This window comes from Sunxiuqinia sp. A32 (assembly GCF_052690465.1).
In genome coordinates, this window is record NZ_JBQYLI010000018.1 from 37,753 (window position 1) to 56,241 (window position 18,489).

20 protein-coding genes and 1 riboswitch are annotated in these 18,489 nt (G+C 37.4%); of the genes, 9 read left to right on the forward strand and 11 right to left on the reverse strand.

Translation table 11 applies throughout. From position 1 onward, the window contains the following. Positions 1-13 precede the first annotated feature (13 nt). The 8 genes from ACUNWD_RS16685 to ACUNWD_RS16720 form a co-directional block, all read right to left on the reverse strand. On the reverse strand, positions 14-823 hold the full coding sequence (locus ACUNWD_RS16685; RefSeq protein WP_445588982.1) for a GTP 3',8-cyclase MoaA: 810 nt from the start codon (positions 821-823) through the stop codon (positions 14-16). Then, complete coding sequence (locus ACUNWD_RS16690; RefSeq protein ID WP_445588983.1) at positions 795-1,985, reverse strand: molybdopterin molybdotransferase MoeA; 1,191 nt, start codon at positions 1,983-1,985, stop codon at positions 795-797. The genes ACUNWD_RS16685 and ACUNWD_RS16690 overlap by 29 nt, the downstream gene beginning before the upstream one ends. Next, positions 1,967-2,503, reverse strand: coding sequence for a hypothetical protein (locus ACUNWD_RS16695; protein ID WP_445588984.1), 537 nt, complete (start codon positions 2,501-2,503; stop codon positions 1,967-1,969). Before ACUNWD_RS16695 ends, ACUNWD_RS16690 begins: the two co-directional genes overlap by 19 nt. A gap of 59 nt (positions 2,504-2,562) precedes the next feature. Beyond that, positions 2,563-2,704, reverse strand: a riboswitch (molybdenum cofactor riboswitch). An 81-nt stretch (positions 2,705-2,785) separates the two neighbouring features. Beyond that, positions 2,786-4,150, reverse strand: a complete 1,365-nt coding sequence (locus ACUNWD_RS16700) for an NAD(P)/FAD-dependent oxidoreductase (protein WP_445588985.1) — start codon at positions 4,148-4,150, stop codon at positions 2,786-2,788. A 179-nt stretch (positions 4,151-4,329) separates the two neighbouring features. Beyond that, positions 4,330-4,902: a nicotinate (nicotinamide) nucleotide adenylyltransferase gene (gene nadD / locus ACUNWD_RS16705; protein ID WP_445588986.1), complete on the reverse strand. Its 573-nt coding sequence runs from the start codon at positions 4,900-4,902 to the stop codon at positions 4,330-4,332. Positions 4,903-4,905: 3 nt separating this feature from the next. Further along, positions 4,906-5,475 (reverse strand): guanylate kinase, encoded by a 570-nt coding sequence (gmk, locus tag ACUNWD_RS16710; RefSeq protein ID WP_445588987.1) that lies wholly within the window; start codon positions 5,473-5,475, stop codon positions 4,906-4,908. A 44-nt stretch (positions 5,476-5,519) separates the two neighbouring features. Further along, positions 5,520-5,888, reverse strand: a complete 369-nt coding sequence (locus tag ACUNWD_RS16715) for a four helix bundle protein (RefSeq protein WP_445588988.1) — start codon at positions 5,886-5,888, stop codon at positions 5,520-5,522. Positions 5,889-5,924: 36 nt separating this feature from the next. Further along, positions 5,925-6,800 carry a YicC/YloC family endoribonuclease gene (locus ACUNWD_RS16720; protein WP_445588989.1) on the reverse strand — a complete coding sequence of 292 codons (876 nt, stop codon included), beginning with the start codon at positions 6,798-6,800 and terminating at the stop codon, positions 5,925-5,927. A 326-nt stretch (positions 6,801-7,126) separates the two neighbouring features. Between ACUNWD_RS16720 and mazG the strand changes: the two genes are divergently transcribed. Further along, positions 7,127-7,903 carry a nucleoside triphosphate pyrophosphohydrolase gene (gene mazG / locus ACUNWD_RS16725; RefSeq protein ID WP_445588990.1) on the forward strand — a complete coding sequence of 259 codons (777 nt, stop codon included), beginning with the start codon at positions 7,127-7,129 and terminating at the stop codon, positions 7,901-7,903. 9 nt (positions 7,904-7,912) lie between these two features. Here the strand turns inward: mazG and ACUNWD_RS16730 are convergent, their stop codons facing one another. Next, complete coding sequence (locus ACUNWD_RS16730) at positions 7,913-8,485, reverse strand: pentapeptide repeat-containing protein (protein WP_445588991.1); 573 nt, start codon at positions 8,483-8,485, stop codon at positions 7,913-7,915. Between the two features lie 136 nt (positions 8,486-8,621). Here ACUNWD_RS16730 and ACUNWD_RS16735 point away from each other — a divergent pair, with 136 nt between their 5' ends. Further along, the gene (locus ACUNWD_RS16735) at positions 8,622-9,425 is read left to right on the forward strand and encodes a phosphatase PAP2 family protein (RefSeq protein ID WP_445588992.1); all 804 of its coding nucleotides are present in this window, start codon (positions 8,622-8,624) and stop codon (positions 9,423-9,425) included. Positions 9,426-9,445: 20 nt separating this feature from the next. Next, positions 9,446-10,597 (forward strand): hypothetical protein, encoded by a 1,152-nt coding sequence (locus tag ACUNWD_RS16740; protein ID WP_445588993.1) that lies wholly within the window; start codon positions 9,446-9,448, stop codon positions 10,595-10,597. 108 nt (positions 10,598-10,705) lie between these two features. Here the strand turns inward: ACUNWD_RS16740 and ACUNWD_RS16745 are convergent, their stop codons facing one another. Next, positions 10,706-11,911 carry an L-serine ammonia-lyase gene (locus tag ACUNWD_RS16745; protein ID WP_445588994.1) on the reverse strand — a complete coding sequence of 402 codons (1,206 nt, stop codon included), beginning with the start codon at positions 11,909-11,911 and terminating at the stop codon, positions 10,706-10,708. A gap of 193 nt (positions 11,912-12,104) precedes the next feature. Between ACUNWD_RS16745 and ACUNWD_RS16750 the strand changes: the two genes are divergently transcribed. The 6 genes from ACUNWD_RS16750 (at position 12,105) to ACUNWD_RS16775 (ending at position 18,120) form a co-directional block, all read left to right on the forward strand. Further along, positions 12,105-13,556 (forward strand): aminoacyl-histidine dipeptidase, encoded by a 1,452-nt coding sequence (locus ACUNWD_RS16750; protein ID WP_445588995.1) that lies wholly within the window; start codon positions 12,105-12,107, stop codon positions 13,554-13,556. A 248-nt stretch (positions 13,557-13,804) separates the two neighbouring features. Next, on the forward strand, positions 13,805-14,380 hold the full coding sequence (locus ACUNWD_RS16755; RefSeq protein ID WP_445588996.1) for a YceI family protein: 576 nt from the start codon (positions 13,805-13,807) through the stop codon (positions 14,378-14,380). Between the two features lie 62 nt (positions 14,381-14,442). After that, positions 14,443-15,609, forward strand: a complete 1,167-nt coding sequence (locus tag ACUNWD_RS16760; RefSeq protein WP_445588997.1) for a hypothetical protein — start codon at positions 14,443-14,445, stop codon at positions 15,607-15,609. 61 nt (positions 15,610-15,670) lie between these two features. Further along, positions 15,671-16,258 carry a YceI family protein gene (locus ACUNWD_RS16765; protein WP_445588998.1) on the forward strand — a complete coding sequence of 196 codons (588 nt, stop codon included), beginning with the start codon at positions 15,671-15,673 and terminating at the stop codon, positions 16,256-16,258. 11 nt (positions 16,259-16,269) lie between these two features. Continuing rightward, the gene (locus ACUNWD_RS16770; RefSeq protein WP_445588999.1) at positions 16,270-16,686 is read left to right on the forward strand and encodes an RrF2 family transcriptional regulator; all 417 of its coding nucleotides are present in this window, start codon (positions 16,270-16,272) and stop codon (positions 16,684-16,686) included. A 147-nt stretch (positions 16,687-16,833) separates the two neighbouring features. Beyond that, positions 16,834-18,120: an outer membrane protein assembly factor BamB family protein gene (locus tag ACUNWD_RS16775; protein WP_445589000.1), complete on the forward strand. Its 1,287-nt coding sequence runs from the start codon at positions 16,834-16,836 to the stop codon at positions 18,118-18,120. Here the strand turns inward: ACUNWD_RS16775 and ACUNWD_RS16780 are convergent. After that, the gene (locus ACUNWD_RS16780) at positions 18,111-18,458 is read right to left on the reverse strand and encodes a hypothetical protein (RefSeq protein ID WP_445589001.1); all 348 of its coding nucleotides are present in this window, start codon (positions 18,456-18,458) and stop codon (positions 18,111-18,113) included. The two genes, ACUNWD_RS16775 and ACUNWD_RS16780, sit on opposite strands and share 10 nt — an antisense overlap. Positions 18,459-18,489: the final 31 nt, after the last annotated feature.

Here is an 18,489-nt window from a genome sequence, read left to right on the forward strand (position 1 = left end):
ATCAATCCATCAATTAGCCTCCGATGTTATAAAACTCGCCAGATCGGTTGAAAGTGCCAGTGCGGGGTTTATTCCCTATGGCAATATTCAATGCCTTTTCCGGTCCCAATTTTCGGATGTTGTACGCCAGATCACTAAACAAACATGGTTTTACATCCCCATTTGCCAATAAACGAATTCGATTGCAACGGCTACAATTGCCACCTTCGCCACCTTCAACTTTTGAGAATTCGCCATTTTGCAGATTCATCTGGTGGATAAACCGAAGGTCTAATTGGTTCTTTTGACAGAAAGATTCCAATTTCAATAGTTCGTCATTGGGTTCCCCCATTAATACAGCATTTATTTTTATAGGATGGAAGCCTGCAGATTTAGCAGCCTTTATTCCTTTAAAGACTTCGTCAATATCTCCGTTGCGTGTCAGTTCGCAATATCGGTCTGGATTTATTGTATCCAAACTGATGTTTACCCGGTTTAATCCAGCACTTTTCAAATCGGTTGCATATTTATCGAGTAAGATGCCATTGGTTGTCATAGATAAATCTTTGATCCCTTCGATAGCAGCCAACTTTTCAACTAAATCCACTATTCCCTTACGAACCAATGGTTCACCGCCGGTCAGCCGAACTTTATTTATTCCATTGGTAACTGCTAGTCTGGTAAAAGCTTCTATTTCCTCGAAACTTAAAATATCATCATGATGCATCAGTTTGATCCCATCAGAAGGCATGCAATAGGTGCATCGCAGGTTACATCGGTCGGTTACCGAAATGCGCAGGTAGTTGATATTTCTTTTAAAGCGGTCGTACATAGACTGTTTCACCTTTCTTTATTTGATTGATGCCTTGTGGAATATTCATGAAGCCAAATGACTGATTATAGGCATGAATATGTGCTGACCCATGATAGGAAATCAACACCACTTCGTTTTGATCATTGATCGATACAGGAACAAATTCTTCCCGATCAGATTTCCGTCGCTGGAAATTTTGAGCCAATGGAAGGGGTAGGGAAGGTGACTTCCAATCAAATCCCATCAGCTTGTATAGGAAGGGTTTGACAAATATCTCAAACTGTATGAAGGAGGAAACCGGATTGCCTGGCAGCCCGATAATATATTTGTTTTCTTTCACGGCAAAAGTGGTGTGTTTGCCGGGTTTTACGGTCAACTTATTAAATAGGATTTCAAAATCGAGATTTTTAATGACAAGAGGAACATAGTCAAAATCACCGACTGAAACTCCACCCGAAATTAAGGTTACATCATTTGCCTTAATGGATTTTTTAATTGTTTCATACGTACTTTGTTCATCGTCTTTTACAATTCCGTAATAAGCAGCCTGACAATTACAATTTTCGGTTTGCACAACCATTTGATGGCCGTTTGAATTTCGGATTTGTGAGGTTTGTGGCAATGTGTCAGGTTCAACCAATTCGGAGCCAGTTGAAATAATTCCAACTTTCGGTTGCATGTATAGTTCCGGTTGAGTACATCCAACAGCTGCCAGCATTGCAATGTGTTGAGCTTTTAACAACGTTCCTGCAGGCAGCACCAAATCACCTTTCAGTAAATCTTCGCCCAATAGGCAGATATTGCTGTTGGTTTTGTTGCCTGTGAAACGGATTTTATTGGGGGCAATTTTTTCACTTTGCTCCACCATAAAAATAGTGTCAGCACCCTCAGGAACTTTGGCGCCCGTCATGATTTTGGAACATTGCCCTGAGTGGATCGTTTGTGTTGGAGCTTTCCCTGCAGGAATTATTTCCAACAGATCAAGTACTTTTTCCAAATCCTCTTTTTTGCAGGCATAACCATCCATCGCTGATTTGTTGAAAGGAGGCATGTTCATATCTGAAAAAACATCCTTGGCAAGAACTTTCCCGGCAGATTGCCGAAAATCAATTTTTTCAGTGCTGGTAGGATGTGCTTTTGAAAAAGCAATATCCAAAGCTTCTTGTAAATTTATCATTTCCGGATGCTCCATTTTTTTTCAAATTTGATAATAGACGGTGAAGGGGAAAATGTTTTCCCGTCCGATTGAATGGTTTTATCAGCTATTTTCATGGTGATTGCACTTGACGGTTTCACTAAATCTTTATCCATGTAAACAACTAAAAATAATCCTGGTTGCATGTATTTATGCAAAGCTGCCGACTCAATCAATATTGGTTTTTCTGGCTCCAGGTAAGGGAAAAGTGCAATAAATCCCTCGTCCAAATATTCGTCTTTCGCTTGCAGGTAGAAAGACCGATGAGCTCCTCTCTGCAAAAAAAGCGAACTGTCCTTGTTGGTGGACTGGTTTGTTTCTTCAAACAATCGGTAGCCTTGATTTTCTGATAACAATTTTAATCCAGAAGTTTCATCATGGAAGTGCGGAGTGGTTTTTATTGCGATGGGAGACAAGTCTTTTACCGTTTCAAGAAGCTGACAAGTGAACGTTGTTTTACCAACGTTCCGCCTGGTTCCTGCAATCAATAGTATGTTTTCCCAACTTTTATTCATAAAAATTCCCCAAACCTAAACCGGAAAGGGGAATTACGCACAATCTATTCTAATTGATCAAAGATCCACGTCCATCTCCTTTCCAAAGTCATTCCCGAGCATTCGGGAAATCGGGAGGCTAAAACGTTTCCATTTTAACCCATCGGTTCATTTGGCATATGATTTTCACTTAGCGAAATGAACTCGGAGTTATTTGATATGCAAATATACAAATATCTGAATTTGTTTGTTTGTGTTTAGCTAATTTAGATTGATTCAATAAATGTGAAAAAAATACTGGTATTAGTTTTCAATTATTTCCTGAGCCATTTCACGACTCACGGTATCATTTTGTTTGGTCGATGGTCGGAGGATAAGCCGAATTCCACGATCGTAAGTGATGTAATTCCATATCCAGTTTGCAAAAACAACTGCTTTGTTTCTGAACCCAACCAATGACATTAGGTGAACTACAATCCAAACAAACCAACCAGTAAAGCCGCTTAATCGAATATTAAAGGGTAAATCAGCAACAGCTTTATTTCTGCCAATAGTTGCCATAACTCCTTTATCGTTATAATGAAATGCCTTTAAGTTTTCGTTTTTCACCAATCTGGACAAGTTTACTGCCAGATGTTTTCCCTGTTGAATGGCAACCTGAGCTACTCCAGGCAATCCTCTCGGATAGCCTTTTTGCTGCATATGAGCAACATCACCAATTGCAAATATATTTTCATAAGGTGTTTTTGATTCTATATTTCTGAATACCTGATTAAACTCGTTCACCATTAGCTGTCCTCTGAATAAACTGGTTTGATCAAAGCCACTTATCAGGTTCCCTTTAACACCTGCCGCCCAAACCAGTGAATCTGTCTCAATACTTGTACCATCGTTCAATTTTGCTGTTTTCCCATCGTATTCAGTTGTCCGGCAATTCAATTTTACCTGTACTCCCATTTTTGTGAGATACTTCAAGGTTTTATCTGCAGATTCTTTTGACATTGAAGGTAGTAATCGATCTTCACCCTCAATGAGGATTATCTCCATTCCGCTGAGATTTAATTCCGGATAATCAGAAGGAAGAACATTGTTTTTCAATTCAGCCAACGCACCACAAATTTCAACACCGGTTGGTCCACCTCCAACCACCACAAAAGTCATCAATCTTTTCTTCTCATTCTCATCGGTAATAATTTCCGATTTTTCAAATTCCTGGAAGATGTGACTTCTCAAGTCAAGAGCATGAGTAACTTGTTTTATTGGGAACGCATGTTTGGCAATGCTTTTATTATTGAAGTAATTGATTTGTGCTCCTGTTGCGATAATTAAAAAATCGAAAGATAAAGACCCGATGGAGGTATACAGTAGTTTTTTTTCCGGATCTACCTCATTAACCTTTAACATTCTGAAAAAGATATTTTTTCGGTTTTTCATGATTTTGCGCAACGGTCCTGCGACAGAGTCTGGTTCAAGACCGGCAGTTGCCACTTGATATAGAAGTGGTTGAAATGTATGGTAGTTATAGCGATCCAACAGAATCACCTGAAAGTCATTTTTACTAAGTTTTTGTAATAAGTGAATTCCGCCAAAGCCACCACCAACGATAACTACTCGGGGCTTATTTGTGTCGGGAATATTCAGAGAAAAAAGATTTGAAGGCTCGCTCATTCTTATCCAATTTAAATATTCTTACTAGTCAGTAAAAATTACCCATAATTTTTTAAAGCTGAGGTTATAGAAAATTCTTCGGTGTAGCTAATACCAAAAGAAACGGATACGAGCCACTATGTGTTCAAATTATTTACTAAAAGAATTGTAATTTATAGGGAAGAGGAAACATCCAATTTCTACTTGTAGAAATTCATTTCATCGAGGTATTTCCATGCTTTGGACGGAATAAAATGGCGAATGTCTTTTCCTTGCTTTATGGCTTTTCTAATAAATGAAGAAGATATTTCCATTAGCGGTGCATCCACGATTTTCACAAAGTTTGAAGCTTCATACTTTTCTTTAATAAAATCGGGACGGGGATAAACCAGTATCCTATAATTTTCAATGATAACTTCTGGATTTTTCCACTTGTGCAAGTATTTTAAATTATCGGATCCCATGATAAGCGTAAACTCATGAGTCGGAAAATCTTCTTTCAAATAAGCAAGTGTGTCAACAGTATACGATGGTTTGGGGAGCTTAAATTCGATGTTGGAGGCCCGAAACCGCACATCTTCCTCAATGGCAAGGTTCACCATTTCCAGCCTTTGATAATCATCCAGCAAATTACTTTTTATTTTGTGCGGACTTTGGGGACTCACTACAAACCAAACTTGGTCAAGATCTGTGAATTCAACCATATAATTTGCAATGGCCAGATGCCCGATGTGAATTGGATTGTATGTGCCAAAATACAGCCCGACTTTCATGATTTAGCTATTGATAAATTCGGTGACTAATTTTTCTGCATTACCAAGCGTTACAGGAAGATCCTGACTGACCAAAATGGTGTCAAATTTTGGTGCAAACGTTAATTCATATTCCGCTTTTGCCACCCTGCGATCAATTACTTCTGCTGAATCTGTAGAACGTCCTTCTAAACGATTACGTAATTCCTGTATTGACGGAGGTTTTATAAAGACTGCTAGAGCTTCAGCCCCATAATATTTTTTGATATTAATTCCACCTATTACATCAACATCAAAAATTACATGATTGCCTTTATTTCGAATACGTTCAACCTCTTCTTTTAACGTTCCATAGAATGTGCCCGAATAGACTTCTTCCCACTCCAAAAACTCATCATTTTCTATTTTGCTTTTAAATTCCTCATTTGAGAGGAAGTAATAGTCTTTTCCGTTTGTTTCGGTGTGGCGTGGTGGGCGGCTGGTTGCTGAGATCGAAAATTCAAGACCAAAATCTTGCTTTAGCAGATGCTTCACCACCGTCGTTTTACCTGCTCCCGACGGCGCTGAAAATATGATAAGTTTACCTTTTTTCATGATTTGTTATAAAATTCAAAAGTGAAAAGTAAAAATTCAATGTTTTAATTCGTAACCAAATTGTCTTTTGTTCTTTTCACAATGCTTCCTAAAATTTTCATCAGCTCTTCGGACTCACCAACTAAAAATCTGAGGTCTTCTTTGTTGACTTGATTCACTTTGTGAATTGAATTAATAATCCTTAGCCAATAGTTGCTTTCACGCATTTCTTTTAAAGCGATCTCTAATTTATATATGAAATCAGCCTTTGAAGAACCAGCTTGGGCTTCCTCGTAATTAGCGCCACTTGAAGTTGCTGATTTTGTGAGTTGATATCTAATTACTTTGTTTTCCGGATTCACAGGTAAAGTGCGCAAAAACTCAATAGTTTTTACTGAAAATTGAAAAAGTCTGTTGGCCAAATCGTTTTTCATAATTTTTCACTTTTGCCTTTTTCCTTTTGCCTTGTTTTAGAGTACGTTCAACATTTGCTCTTTGATACGTTCGAGCGCATCTTTCATTTGAACAACAATACGTTGAATATTGCTTTCGTTTGCTTTGCTTCCAAGAGTATTTATCTCCCTACCGATTTCCTGAGCAATGAAGCCAAGCTTTTTCCCTACAGAGTTGTCACTTTCGAGTGTTTCCATAAAATAGGTACAGTGATTAGATAAACGAACTTTTTCTTCGTTGATATCCAATTTCTCCATATAGTAAATAAGCTCCTGTTCAAAACGGTTTTTATCCATGTTGCCGTTTAGGTCAAATTCTTTTAGGCTGTCCTGGATTTTATTTTTAACATTTTCGATCCGTTGCTTTTCAAAAGGTTCAACTTGTGTTAACAGTTGCTCAATTTCCGCGATGTTATTTCGAATGTCTTTTTCAAGAGCAATACCTTCTTGTACACGAAACTGATCTACAGCTTCAACTACCTTTAGAAAGTTATTGTAAATAGTGTGCCATTCTTTTTCATCCAACTCTTCGTAAACTGTTTTTACAGCATCCGGCAATCGTAAAATCGATTGCATGATTTCCTCATTGATTGGTAATCCTAGGTTCGTTTGGACTCTGCTCAGTTGATTGAAATAATCAGTAACAATATTTTCGTTGATAACCGAATTACTTTGTATACCGAGATTTTCAATGTAAAGTGAGAAATCCATTTTTCCGCGGACTAACTTTTCCGAAAGGACTTTGCGGATTACAATATCTTTTTCCCTGTACAGAGCAGGGATTCTTGAATTAATATCCAGTTGCTTACTATTGAGTGATTTCAGTTCGAGAGTTATTTTCTTGTTTCCCGTTTCAAATTCGGCTTTTCCGTAGCCAGTCATCGATTTGATCATGTGCTAATTTTTTATCGTGCCCAAAGTTACAATTTTAAAGTGATTATTAAATCCCACAATTTGCATATGATTATCTGCTTAGTTTTGATCGTTCGTAAAAGTTATTGGAGGGTGACCTATTGGACTTAATGGATTTTAATTAAAATGGCAAAAATGGATTGAGGCTTGATGATGAATGCAGATAATTCTATTCATTATCATTTTATTGGGAAAACATTTTTAGTAAAAGTTAAGCCCTTTGCCAAAGTTAAAATAGTAATAACCCAATTGAAGTGGTTTCTTTCATCAAAGATTGTAATTTTGAATTTTCACAAAATAATCAGCAGATGAATGATAAATTAAATGCTTTTGGCGAGTTGCTTGAGATAATGGATGAATTGCGGGAAAAGTGTCCGTGGGATCGAAAACAAACTTTTGAATCGCTTCGAAAGTTAACCATCGAAGAAACCTACGAGCTGGGAGATGCTATCCTTCAGGCTGATTTGAATGAGATAAAAAAAGAGCTTGGAGATTTATTGCTTCACATCGTTTTCTATGCTAAAATTGGTTCGGAGAAGAATGCTTTTGACATTACTGATGTTATCAATTCGTTGAATGAAAAGTTGATTTATCGTCATCCGCATATTTATGGAGATGTGGAGGTTGATAATGCCAGAGAAGTTGAACAAAACTGGGAATCGTTAAAACTTAAAGAAAAAGATCGAAAAAAGAAGACTGTTTTGGAAGGTGTTCCCTCATCGTTGCCAGCATTGGTTAAAGCGAACCGAATTCAGGAAAAAGCCAGTGGGGTCGGATTTGATTGGGAAAAGCCTGAGCAGGTTTGGGAGAAAGTAAAAGAAGAAGTGAATGAGCTTCAGCATGAAATAACCGAAAACAATAAAGATAAAGTTGAAGCCGAATTTGGAGACCTGTTTTTTGCAATGGTAAATGCTGCTCGTTTGTATGAAATTGATCCTGAAGCTGCATTGGAACGTACGAACTTAAAATTTATGAAGCGTTTCAATTACCTGGAAAGTAAAACGCTGGCGAAGGGAAAAGACTTGAAGGAGATGAGCCTTGCAGAAATGGACAAGTATTGGGATGAAGCCAAGAAGATGGAGTAAAATAAAATCTTATTCAATTTTAAGTTTATAGGATGACAGTAGTCCAGCCAGGTTATATCCCGAAAATTTGCACCCTTTCATCTTATTCTGGTTCGGATCCATATTAAAATCAATGGCCGTTCTGAAATCTGCTTTTTCAAGATTAGACATATTAAAGTATGCGCCGGCAAGATTTGATGAATCAAATACAGCTTCTTGCAAATTACATTCTGAGAAGTCAGCTTCAAGCAGCGAACATGAAATGAACTGCGTTTTTTTTAATTTCTTTTTAGTGAAGAGTGAATAATCAAGTTGGCAGGTATCAAATTGGACTTCGAACAGGAAATCGTTACAAATGCTGAAATCAAGTCCCATCAATTTACAATTTTTGAATTCAATATTTTTAAATCCAGTATTTGACGTTTTTACCATAATTAGACTGCAACTTTCAAATTTACAATCCAGAAAATCAGTATCTCCCAGGTTGCAGTTTGCGAAATTGCAATTGTTGAAAATACAATTATCAAATTCAATTCCTGCAATTTCCTCTTTTGAGAAATCGATCTGACTATATGTTTTATCGTAATTTGCTTGTTCTATCATAGCTGTTCGATTAATGAGTCTGCAATGTATTAAAATACTATTTGTACATGGAATAAAGAGATCATTTATTGTGAAGAATAAATTTTACCATAATTTTGAGCAAATTCCCCGAAGAAGTTATGTAATAACAAGCAGTATGAAAGCTAAAATTATCAGTCTTTGTGTTTTAATATTCTTACCAACATTTCTTTTTGCTCAGATTGATACCGTTCAATTTAATAAACATTACCTGAAAAAGTATTGGACGGATGTTAAGTCAATTGTTGTATCACCAACAAAATGGGATGGACAGGATTGGACTAAGTTTGGAGTGTTTACTGGAATTACTGCATCGATGTTATTTGTGGATGAACCCATTTCTGAAGGCTTTCAAACGTTTCGTATTTACACTGGCAATGGTGGCGAAAAATTCGCCGCGAATGTGCTTGAGCCTTTTGGTGCAGAATATTCACTGGCTGTAATGGGATCATTTATGGTTTATGGTTTATTGGCAAAAGACATAAAAAGCCAGTCAACTGGATTACTTGCTTTGGAAAGTTTTTTGTTGTCGAGTGCATTTGTCCGCATTCCAAAATTTCTGGCAGGAAGAAGTCGGCCTGATTCTGGCATGGACGTTTCAGCTTTTGAATTTAACGGATTTGGGAAAGGTAGTAGTTTTCCCTCCGGCCATACGATTGCAGTATTCGCTGTTGCATCAGTAATAGCTAATCAGTACTCGGATACCAAATGGGTTCCTGTGGTTTCATATTCTATTGCAGGGCTGGCTGGCCTTTCCAGAGTGTTTGATCATCGGCATTGGGCAAGCGATGTTTTTACCAGTGCAGTATTGGGTACATTGATTGGAAATTTGGTGTCGAAAAGAAATAAAGATTCGCGTATTTCGTTGGTTCCTTATTACTCAAATTCAGTAAAAGGTATTAAATTGGCACTGACTTTGTAAATAGCCTATAAAAAACCTGTATGAAAAAGATAGTTTACCTCATTTTGACCACCCTGATTATTGGTTCCTGTTCATCAGGAAAGAAAGCATTAGAAGAAGGTAATTACCTGGAAGCGATTGAAAAAGCTGTGGACAGGTTAAGTAGTGATCCGGATAATCGGAAGGCTAGAAATGTCCTTTCCGAAGGTTATCCAATGGCCATGGAATATTATCAGGAAGAGATTGATCAGGCATTGAGTGGAAATGATCGTTTCAAATGGGGAAAAACTTTGGGCATTATGGAACGTGTAAACCACGCCAGTGATCTAATTAGAAGGGTGCCCGCTGCCAGAAAAATTATTTCTTTTCCGAAAACGTACACGAGTGAATTGAGCAATGCACGAGAGCGTGCTGCTGAAGAAAGATATCAGGCAGGAGTGAGTAGCCTGGAGCGGCCAACAAGGGAAGATGCTAAAGAAGCCTATTATCATTTTAGGGAAGCAGATCGTTTGGTGTCCTCCTATAAAGACGCACTTTCAAAGATGTTTGAAGCCAAGGAACGAGCAACTTTAAATGTAATTATTGAACCGATCCCGGTTCCTTCAAGAAGATATGAGTTATCAGCCGAGTTTTTCTATACGCAGGTTATTGATCGAATGAATCAACGGTTTCCTGCCGAAAGTTTTGTGAACTTTTATACGCCGGAGGAAGCTGAAAAAGGTGAGCTCAAGTATCCGGATATGGTGGTGGCTCTCGAATTTCTTGATTTTTATGTTGGGCGTCCGAATCATTTCGAAGAGGAGCAAACTCTGACGCGTGATATCGAGAATAAAGTTGAGGTGAAGGTTGGAAGAGATTCTGTTCGTTATGAGACAACAACTGTTCGTAAGCGTGGTAAAATCAGAATTGTTACTGATGAAGTTACTTCTGGTGGTTTGATGAATGTGAAGGTTGAAGAATTTCAAGCTGAGAAAATGTTGTTGGATGATCAGGTTCCTGGTGAGTTTATTTGGAAAAATCAGTACGGCATTTTTGTTGGTGATGAGGAAGTATTAACGGACGATCATAAACGAATTCTTAGTAATAATGCAGTACCGCCTCCAGGTCCGCAAGACTTGTTTATAGAATTTACTCGACCAATCTATGTTCGTTTGACCGATCGCTTATCAAGCTTCTTTCGGCGATATAACTAATAAAAAATAGAATTGTTTAAAAGGGGAGTTTAAAACCCACAGTATTCATCATCCTGAATTTATTTCAGGATGACCTGATCTCGGACTTTCGTGGCTGCTTTTTTGTGCCTAATATTTTGGTAATGCCTGGTAGTTGGCCAGTCCTCCTTTGCTGGTTTCTTTGTAAGTGTTGGAAAGGTCTTTGCCGGTTTGGTACATAGTCTCAACCACCTCATCAAAACTAATCCGGTGATGTCCATCACTCATCAATGCATAAGTGTTATGTGCCAATGATCTTTCGGCAGCCATTGCATTTCTCTCGATACATGGTATTTGCACTAATCCAGCTACTGGGTCGCAGGTCAGACCAAGGTGATGTTCCAAGCCCATTTCTGCTGCATATTCTATTTGGTTGACGGTGCCACCCATCAATTGAGTCGCGGCGGCTGAAGCCATTGCACAAGCTGTTCCTACTTCTCCCTGGCAACCTACTTCTGCACCAGAAATAGAAGCATTGTATTTCACCAGATTGCCAATTAATCCTGCTGTTGCTAATGCCTTGAGGATTTGTGTTTGATTTATTTTATAGACTTTTTGGTAGTACTTTAGAACTGCTGGTACAACGCCACTCGCTCCACAAGTTGGTGCTGTTACGATGAGTCCTCCAGAGGCATTCTCTTCAGAAACGGCCAATGCAAAAGCAAATAGAAAGGATCGTTTCTTGAATGGCCCGGAAAAATTTTCAGCTTTTTGCTTAAAGGAAGCTGCTTTTCGTGGTAATTTTAATCCACCGGGAAGTGTTCCTTCGTTTGAAAGTCCACGCTTAATGGAATCATTCATAACGCTCCAGGCCTCCGATAGGTGATCCCAAATTTCTTTTCCCTCGCATAGCTCAACAATTTCCCACAATTGTTTCCCGTTTTTGTGGCACCAATTCAAAATATCGTCTAATCTGGTTAATTCATATATTGGCTTATTCTCATTACGGTCTCCGTCCATAATAATTTTACCACCACCAACGCTATAACTAATATTTTCATTTAGCAGTTGATCATCTTTTGTATAAGCTTGAAGTTTTATTGCATTAGGATGAAAAGGGAGAAATGTTTCAGGTTCCCAAATAACTTCTAACGGGTAGTTTTTAAAAACTTCGTCAACGGCAAAATCTGTTAGGTGTCCTTTTCCTGTTGCGGCCAAACTTCCATAAAGTGTGCATTTAAAACGGGATGCTGTGTTATTCTCTTTTAAGAAAAGTTCTGCTGCAAGCCTTGGCCCCATTGTGTGACTACTGGATGGGCCATGACCAATGCGATATAATTCACGAATAGATTCCATTTCAATGTTTTTGACAAATAAAGAGGTAACTCATGAACGAAATACTTACAAAAATCAGGTTTTGTTTAATTTAAGATTCAGTTTACAGGAATTCTTTTACTCGGAAGCAAGGTTAGAAATTTAAAACTAACTTTAAGCATTGATATTAGTAGAAAAAAATTGTTTATTGCTTCGTTAAAACTGATTTCAAAATATGAGAATACTGGAGAAATTGCAGCCACAACCATTGTGGAATTATTTTGAGGACATTTGTCAGGTTCCTCGACCATCTAAAAAAGAAGAAAAGATCATCGCTTTTTTGCTTGATTTTGCGAAGAAAAATAATTTGGAAGCAAAAAAGGATGAGATTGGAAATGTGTTGATTCTTAAGCCAGCAACTCATGGGAAAGAAAATACCCCAACAGTTATTTTGCAGTCTCATATCGATATGGTTTGTGAAAAAAATAGCGATAAAGTTTTCAATTTTGAGAAAGATGCAATCGTACCAATCATCGATGGTGACTGGGTTCGGGCTGATGGGACAACGCTTGGATCAGACGATGGTATTGGAATGGCCGCTCAAATGGCAGTTTTAACTGCTAATGATCTTTCTCACGGACCCATTGAATGTTTATTTACAGTTGATGAAGAAACCGGTCTTTCGGGAGCATTTGCCCTTCAGTCTGATTTTATGTCCGGTAAAATATTGATTAACCTTGATTCTGAAGATGAAGGAGAATTATTTATTGGCTGTGCCGGTGGTATTGATACCATTGGAAATTTGGAAGTTGTGAAAGAGAAAACCCCAGGGAATTCTTATGCAATAAAGATCATGGTTCGCGGATTGCTGGGAGGGCATTCAGGAGATGATATTAACAAGGGCCGTGGAAATGCTAATAAAATTCTTGCCAGATTTTTGTGGAATGCAGTAAGGAATTATGGCGTTCGAATTGCTGATTTTAATGGTGGGAATCTCAGAAATGCAATTGCCCGTGAAGCATCTGCTGTGGTTATCGTACCTGCGGTGCAAAAGGATCAGCTAATTAGCGAAATCAATAATTTTTCTGATGTTGTGGAATTTGAGTACGAACGTACGGAACCAAACTTGGTTGTTGATTTCAGTTCTACAATCATGCCCAAACGAGTTATGACACAAGCAAGTCAGGAAAACTTCCTAAATGTTCTATATGCATGTCCGCATGGTGTCCTTGAAATGAGTACCCGCATGAAAGATATGGTCGAAACTTCCACGAATTTAGCATCTGTGAAATTTATTGCAGAAGAGCAGGTTCAAATTGTTACCAGCCAGCGTAGTGAGTTGGATAGCCGAAAGTATCTTGCTTCTGAAATGGTTCGTTCTGTATTTGAAATGGGCTCCGCTACTGTTAAAAATTCAGATGGCTATCCTGGCTGGACACCAAATCCAGATAGTAAAATTCTAAAGATTGCTGTTGATTCCTATAAAAAGTTATTTGATACCAAGCCTATTGTAAGATCAATTCATGCAGGCTTGGAATGTGGTCTTTTCCTTGAAAAATATCCTGATTTGGATATGGTCTCAATTGGACCTACTATTCGCAATGCCCATTCTCCAGACGAACGTATTCAGATAAAAACTGTTGAGAAATTCTGGAGACATTTAGTTGACGTTTTGGAAGACTTATAATTTTTGAACTTGAATTATTTAGAATAACAGTAATTCTAAATAAGCAATTTTTGTAATTCTTTTTTCCGTCTTTTTTATTCAAGCCAGCGATGAAAAATAATTGAAATTCAATAAAATATCCTACCATTTCGGTAGGATATTTTATTTAGTCTAACTTTAAATAGACGCCATTGTCACTTTGCTCATTTGTTCGATCTAAATTAATTTCTATGTTTATCCCACCAAAACGATAGGAAAAGTAGTATAAGATGAAGACAAGGATTAAGGTGTTTAAAAAGAGTGTGTTAGTTGCGTTGTTTGTGTCGTTAGTATGCTTGGCAAATGCACAAGATCAGTATAGAATTGATGCAACAAACAGCAGTATGACGGTTGAGGGAACCTCCACAATCCATGATTGGGAAATGGAAGTGGGGACCGTTAATGGGCAACTTACTTTCGGGGAAGAAAGTAGTTTGGAAAGTTTAAGTTCAGGAAATCTCATAGTAGATGTTGAATCACTTAAAAGTGATCACAGCCTGATGAATAAAAAGACCTATGAAGCTTTGAAAGAAAAATCTCATCCTCAAATTATAGTAACACTGGTCAGAGTATTAAAAAATGAAAATCCAGTGATGGCTGAGATAGATGTAACTATTGCCGGGAAAACCAAACGGTTACAGGAAGATTTCAGCATTAAAGATTCTACTGAAGGGAAAGTAGTAATTGAAGGTGATGTTACTCTAACGCTAGCTGACTTTGGTGTAAATCCTCCTGTTGCGTTGATGGGTACTATCAAGACAGGCGGTGAAGTGACCGTGAAGTACAATCTAACGTATCAAAAATAAAAGGTTGCTTAGCAAGTTGTGAAAGCACCTGATCTATTATTAATCAATTTATTATATCAACAATGAAAAAGTTTGCAATTCTCTTCGCAACATTATTTGTTGCAATGATTTCTTTTGGGCAAAATTTTGAAGCACCAAAATTAAACCCAGAAGATTTCGAAAATGTAAAAGTGAAAGTTGGTGCTGACTTTGCACTACAACTTCAATCAATAGATCACGAAGCGGGTGTAGCTCTGATCGATCTGAAACATAATTTTAATTTGCCAACTGCAAATATGAGTATTACTGCAGAATTGGCTCCTGGTATTCAATTGTATATAAACAACTACCTATCTTCTCGTCACCATAATGAAGCATGGGTTGAAGGCGGATATCTTACAATTGATAATCTTCCGTTTTTACCAGCTGCAGATAACATTATGAAGTATCTGACTATTAAAGCCGGTGTTATGAACCCGAACTATGGTGATGCTCACTTCTTTCGCAGTACAAATGCTGACGTCTTGAACAATCCATTTGTTGGAAACTGGATCATGGATAATTATACGACTAACCCCGGAATGGAAGTGATGTTCCGTGACAAAGGTTTTCTTGCAGTATTAGGTACAAACAACGGAAGAATGAATTATGGTCGTGGTGGTGATCTGGGGGATGATTTAGTTTTCAACTGGAAGTTAGGTTACGATACAGACATCAATGAAAATTTGCGTGTTCGAGCATCTCTTTCTGGTTACCACGTTGGTGAAGGCCACAGCGGATCTTATTTGTGGGATGGGGACCGTGCCGGCGCTCGTTACTACAATGTAATGCAAACAGCTGCTGCTGAAGGTGATAATTTTAGGTCAGGACGTTGGAGCCCAGGTAGTGGACAAACTGAAATGAATAGTTACCAAGCCAACCTCTTTGTGAAATTCCACGGCTTAGAAATTTTCGGTATTTATGAAGATATGAAAGGTGTTAAAGGAGGAAATGACCAGCACTTTACGCAAACTGCACTGCAGGCAATTTACCGTTTTGGTAGTTTCTATGCTGGAACTCGTTTGAATAAAGTTTCAAATAACAATGACTCTAATGTAACTCGCTGCAACCTCGGTGGCGGTTGGTTTATGACCGATAATGTTCTCATAAAGCTTGACTATGTTGATCAGAAATATGAAGGAGTAGCTCACGGAGATATTGATGGTGGAAAATTCAATGGATTGGTGGTGGAGGCTGCTATCTCATTTTAAATAGTTTTAGTTATAAATGTGGTCACCTGTTATTTACAGGTGGCCATTTCCTATTTTTGTAATGAATAATAAGTTGAGGTATTTTACAATACTGATCATTTTTTCCCCATTTGTAACATTTGCAAATATTCCTTCAGGTGAATCAGATCTTAAAAGTTATCTCTTTGATGAAATTATCATTAAGGGAATGACAAATGTGAAAGCTTTTCAACTTAGTTACAGCGAAGATCAGTTTACTAAAATTTCTTCTGAAACTAAATTCGGAGAAATAAATAAAAATTTGATGATCTCAATTCCTGCTAAAAACATAAAAGCAGAATCAAAATTGATGCTAGCCGATTTTCTCAAGCTGATTAATGCCAAAGATTATCCAGAGATACATATTAAAATTGACCCAAAAGTTACCAGCAAATTTCAGAAAAGAAATCGATTAGAACATGGAATTCAATTAACAATGAACGGAATAACAAATAATTATACTTGTTCATCGGAAATTGAAAACGGTAAACAAGAAGAAAAATGCTTATTAGGTACCCTAAAAGTAAAACTTACTGATTTTAATATTGAGCCCCCTCAAAAATTTTTTGGAATAATTAAGGTAGAAGAAGAAGTATTTATTAGCTTTAAAATACTTTTTTCGACTGTATAAAAAACCAAAAATTGAAGTTTAGTACTAAAACTAGATATGGTATTCGTGCGATGCTAGAAATAGCTTCCGATGAAACCCAAAGCGGGGTTTTTCAAAAAGATATTGCGGAAAGACAGCAAATTTCGGTGAAATACCTCGATCAGATTATTCATGCGCTAAAAGCTGCTAATCTCATTGTGAATTTAAGAGGACGAAAAAGTGGTTATATATTGACCAGATCGTCAAGTGAAATTACAATGTTAGATATCCACCGTGCTTTTGAACCTGGTATTTGTGTAATTGATTGTTTAAGCAGCTCTATAGAATGTGATAGGGAGGCAAAATGCCGTGTCAAGGGATTTTGGGGTGAGTTGAATAATCGAATTCTTCATTATTTTAAATCAGTGACTTTACAGGATATGCTTGATGGGAAAATTAAACTGGATTAGTTTTATCTAGTAATAATTGCATGTGTTCCTCTTCTGAGTCCATTCTTATGATTTGATATTATACTTGAAGAATGTTTCATTTTTTTTGAAACAATAAATTTTCAGTTGCAAAATGAATATATTTGGGGAAAACCAAATTGATATATCATGCAACTAAAACCTTCCATTTTTATCTTATCCACTTTATTGTTTATTACTTTTCTGATTTCATGTAACTCTCAAAAAGAACAATGGACGCACTTAAGAGGAAGTAATCTTGATGGGCATGCAACTTCTGCCGCTCCTGTGAATTGGTCTGAAACAAATAATATAACCTGGAAAACGAAGTTGAGTGGAAAAGCATGGTCATCACCCGTAGTATGGGATGATCAAATTTGGATGACTTCCGCCACCAGTAACGGGGATTCACTGTTTGCATTTTGCCATGATTTTAATTCCGGGCAACTTCTAAAAAAGATAAATCTTCTGGAACCCAAAAATATTCAAGTTATTCATTCAACTAATAGTTACGCTTCATCAACTCCTTGTATTGAAGATGGCTTTGTGTATGTCCATTTTGGAACGTATTTGACAGCTTGTATTAATACTAAAAATTTCGAAGTGGTTTGGAGTCGGATGGATATGAATTGCGAACACATGCAAGGAGCTGCTTCCTCTCCAATTATATATAAGGATTTATTGATTGTCCATTTGGAAGGTACAGATGTTCAGGATATTTATGCATTGGATAAGCACACGGGTAAAACGATTTGGAAAGTTGGTTGTCCGGATGAGAAGGTGTATGAAGAGGAACCGCCGGTTTCCCGAAAATCTTATCAAACTCCGATTATTGTAAATATTGATGGCAAGGATCAGTTGATAACAAATAGAGCATTATTTGCGATTTCATATGATCCGAATACCGGAGAAGAAAACTGGCGAATTTATTATGGCGAAGACTCTTCCGTGAGTATGCCTGTTTACTACAATGGATTGGTAATGGTGAATTCAGGATGGGTAGTTTCGCAGGGATTACCCTATTTTGCACGACTTTTTGCAGTTGATCCAACAGGGAAAGGTGATGTGACTGAAACCAACATTGTTTGGGAGACAGGCAAAAATGCTCCGCAAACCTCTACACCTGTTGTTGTTGATAGTTTGATGTTTATGATTGAAGAAAGAGGGAATGTGAGTTGTTTGAATCCGGGAAATGGTGAAATTTACTGGGAAGAAAAACTAAAGGGACATTTCAATATTTCTCCAATTTATTCAGGAGGAAATATCTACTTTACCAATACAAAAGGTGAAACTACGATTATTAAAGCAGCTCCAATATTTGAAAAGGTTGCTGAAAATGAATTGGATGGTGTGTTTAAAGCTACTCCTGCCATACTCAGAGGATCAATTATTCAAAGAAGCGATAAGTATTTGTATCGAATTGAAAATCAAAAATGATAGGCACCTCTTAATATTACAAGCACTACGCCGAATCCGTATAGTAATCCGAAAATGATTTTATTATGGCGGGCGAGCCAGTTTGGTAGGTAAATGTCGAAGTTATCTTTAGTGGAGCTGCTGTATTTTTTAGCAACTAATGTAAGTGGGCATGACCACTTGAACATCAGAAGTGTTATCGATTCCAAACCAACCATTGCAATAGCATACCAAGTGAATCTGTTGATTTGATTTGCAAGAGCAGCATAATCTATATAAAAAATTAATCCGGCAAAGAATCCCCATATGAGGGTATGGATTAATTTTAATTGAATTAGTTTTCTTTTTGCAGTTTCCATTGGTAAAATAAAACCCGGGTTTTTCCCGGGT

Bases quoted from the DNA above. Each gene is read 5' to 3' on its own strand.
- nadD (WP_445588986.1), bottom strand. From the start codon at position 4,902: ATGAAAGTCGGGCTGTATTTTGGCACATACAATCCAATTCACATCGGG.
- ACUNWD_RS16775 (WP_445589000.1), top strand. From the start codon at position 16,834: ATGCAACTAAAACCTTCCATTTTTATCTTATCCACTTTATTGTTTATT.
- ACUNWD_RS16730 (WP_445588991.1), bottom strand. From the start codon at position 8,485: ATGATAGAACAAGCAAATTACGATAAAACATATAGTCAGATCGATTTC.
- ACUNWD_RS16740 (WP_445588993.1), top strand. From the start codon at position 9,446: ATGAAAAAGATAGTTTACCTCATTTTGACCACCCTGATTATTGGTTCC.
- gmk (WP_445588987.1), bottom strand. From the start codon at position 5,475: ATGAAAAAAGGTAAACTTATCATATTTTCAGCGCCGTCGGGAGCAGGT.
- ACUNWD_RS16750 (WP_445588995.1), top strand. From the start codon at position 12,105: ATGAGAATACTGGAGAAATTGCAGCCACAACCATTGTGGAATTATTTT.
- ACUNWD_RS16700 (WP_445588985.1), bottom strand. From the start codon at position 4,150: ATGAGCGAGCCTTCAAATCTTTTTTCTCTGAATATTCCCGACACAAAT.
- ACUNWD_RS16690 (WP_445588983.1), bottom strand. From the start codon at position 1,985: ATGGAGCATCCGGAAATGATAAATTTACAAGAAGCTTTGGATATTGCT.
- ACUNWD_RS16745 (WP_445588994.1), bottom strand. From the start codon at position 11,911: ATGGAATCTATTCGTGAATTATATCGCATTGGTCATGGCCCATCCAGT.
- ACUNWD_RS16780 (WP_445589001.1), bottom strand. From the start codon at position 18,458: ATGGAAACTGCAAAAAGAAAACTAATTCAATTAAAATTAATCCATACC.
- mazG (WP_445588990.1), top strand. From the start codon at position 7,127: ATGAATGATAAATTAAATGCTTTTGGCGAGTTGCTTGAGATAATGGAT.
- ACUNWD_RS16715 (WP_445588988.1), bottom strand. From the start codon at position 5,888: ATGAAAAACGATTTGGCCAACAGACTTTTTCAATTTTCAGTAAAAACT.
- ACUNWD_RS16765 (WP_445588998.1), top strand. From the start codon at position 15,671: ATGAATAATAAGTTGAGGTATTTTACAATACTGATCATTTTTTCCCCA.
- ACUNWD_RS16735 (WP_445588992.1), top strand. From the start codon at position 8,622: ATGAAAGCTAAAATTATCAGTCTTTGTGTTTTAATATTCTTACCAACA.
- ACUNWD_RS16755 (WP_445588996.1), top strand. From the start codon at position 13,805: ATGAAGACAAGGATTAAGGTGTTTAAAAAGAGTGTGTTAGTTGCGTTG.
- ACUNWD_RS16760 (WP_445588997.1), top strand. From the start codon at position 14,443: ATGAAAAAGTTTGCAATTCTCTTCGCAACATTATTTGTTGCAATGATT.
- ACUNWD_RS16695 (WP_445588984.1), bottom strand. From the start codon at position 2,503: ATGAATAAAAGTTGGGAAAACATACTATTGATTGCAGGAACCAGGCGG.
- ACUNWD_RS16720 (WP_445588989.1), bottom strand. From the start codon at position 6,800: ATGATCAAATCGATGACTGGCTACGGAAAAGCCGAATTTGAAACGGGA.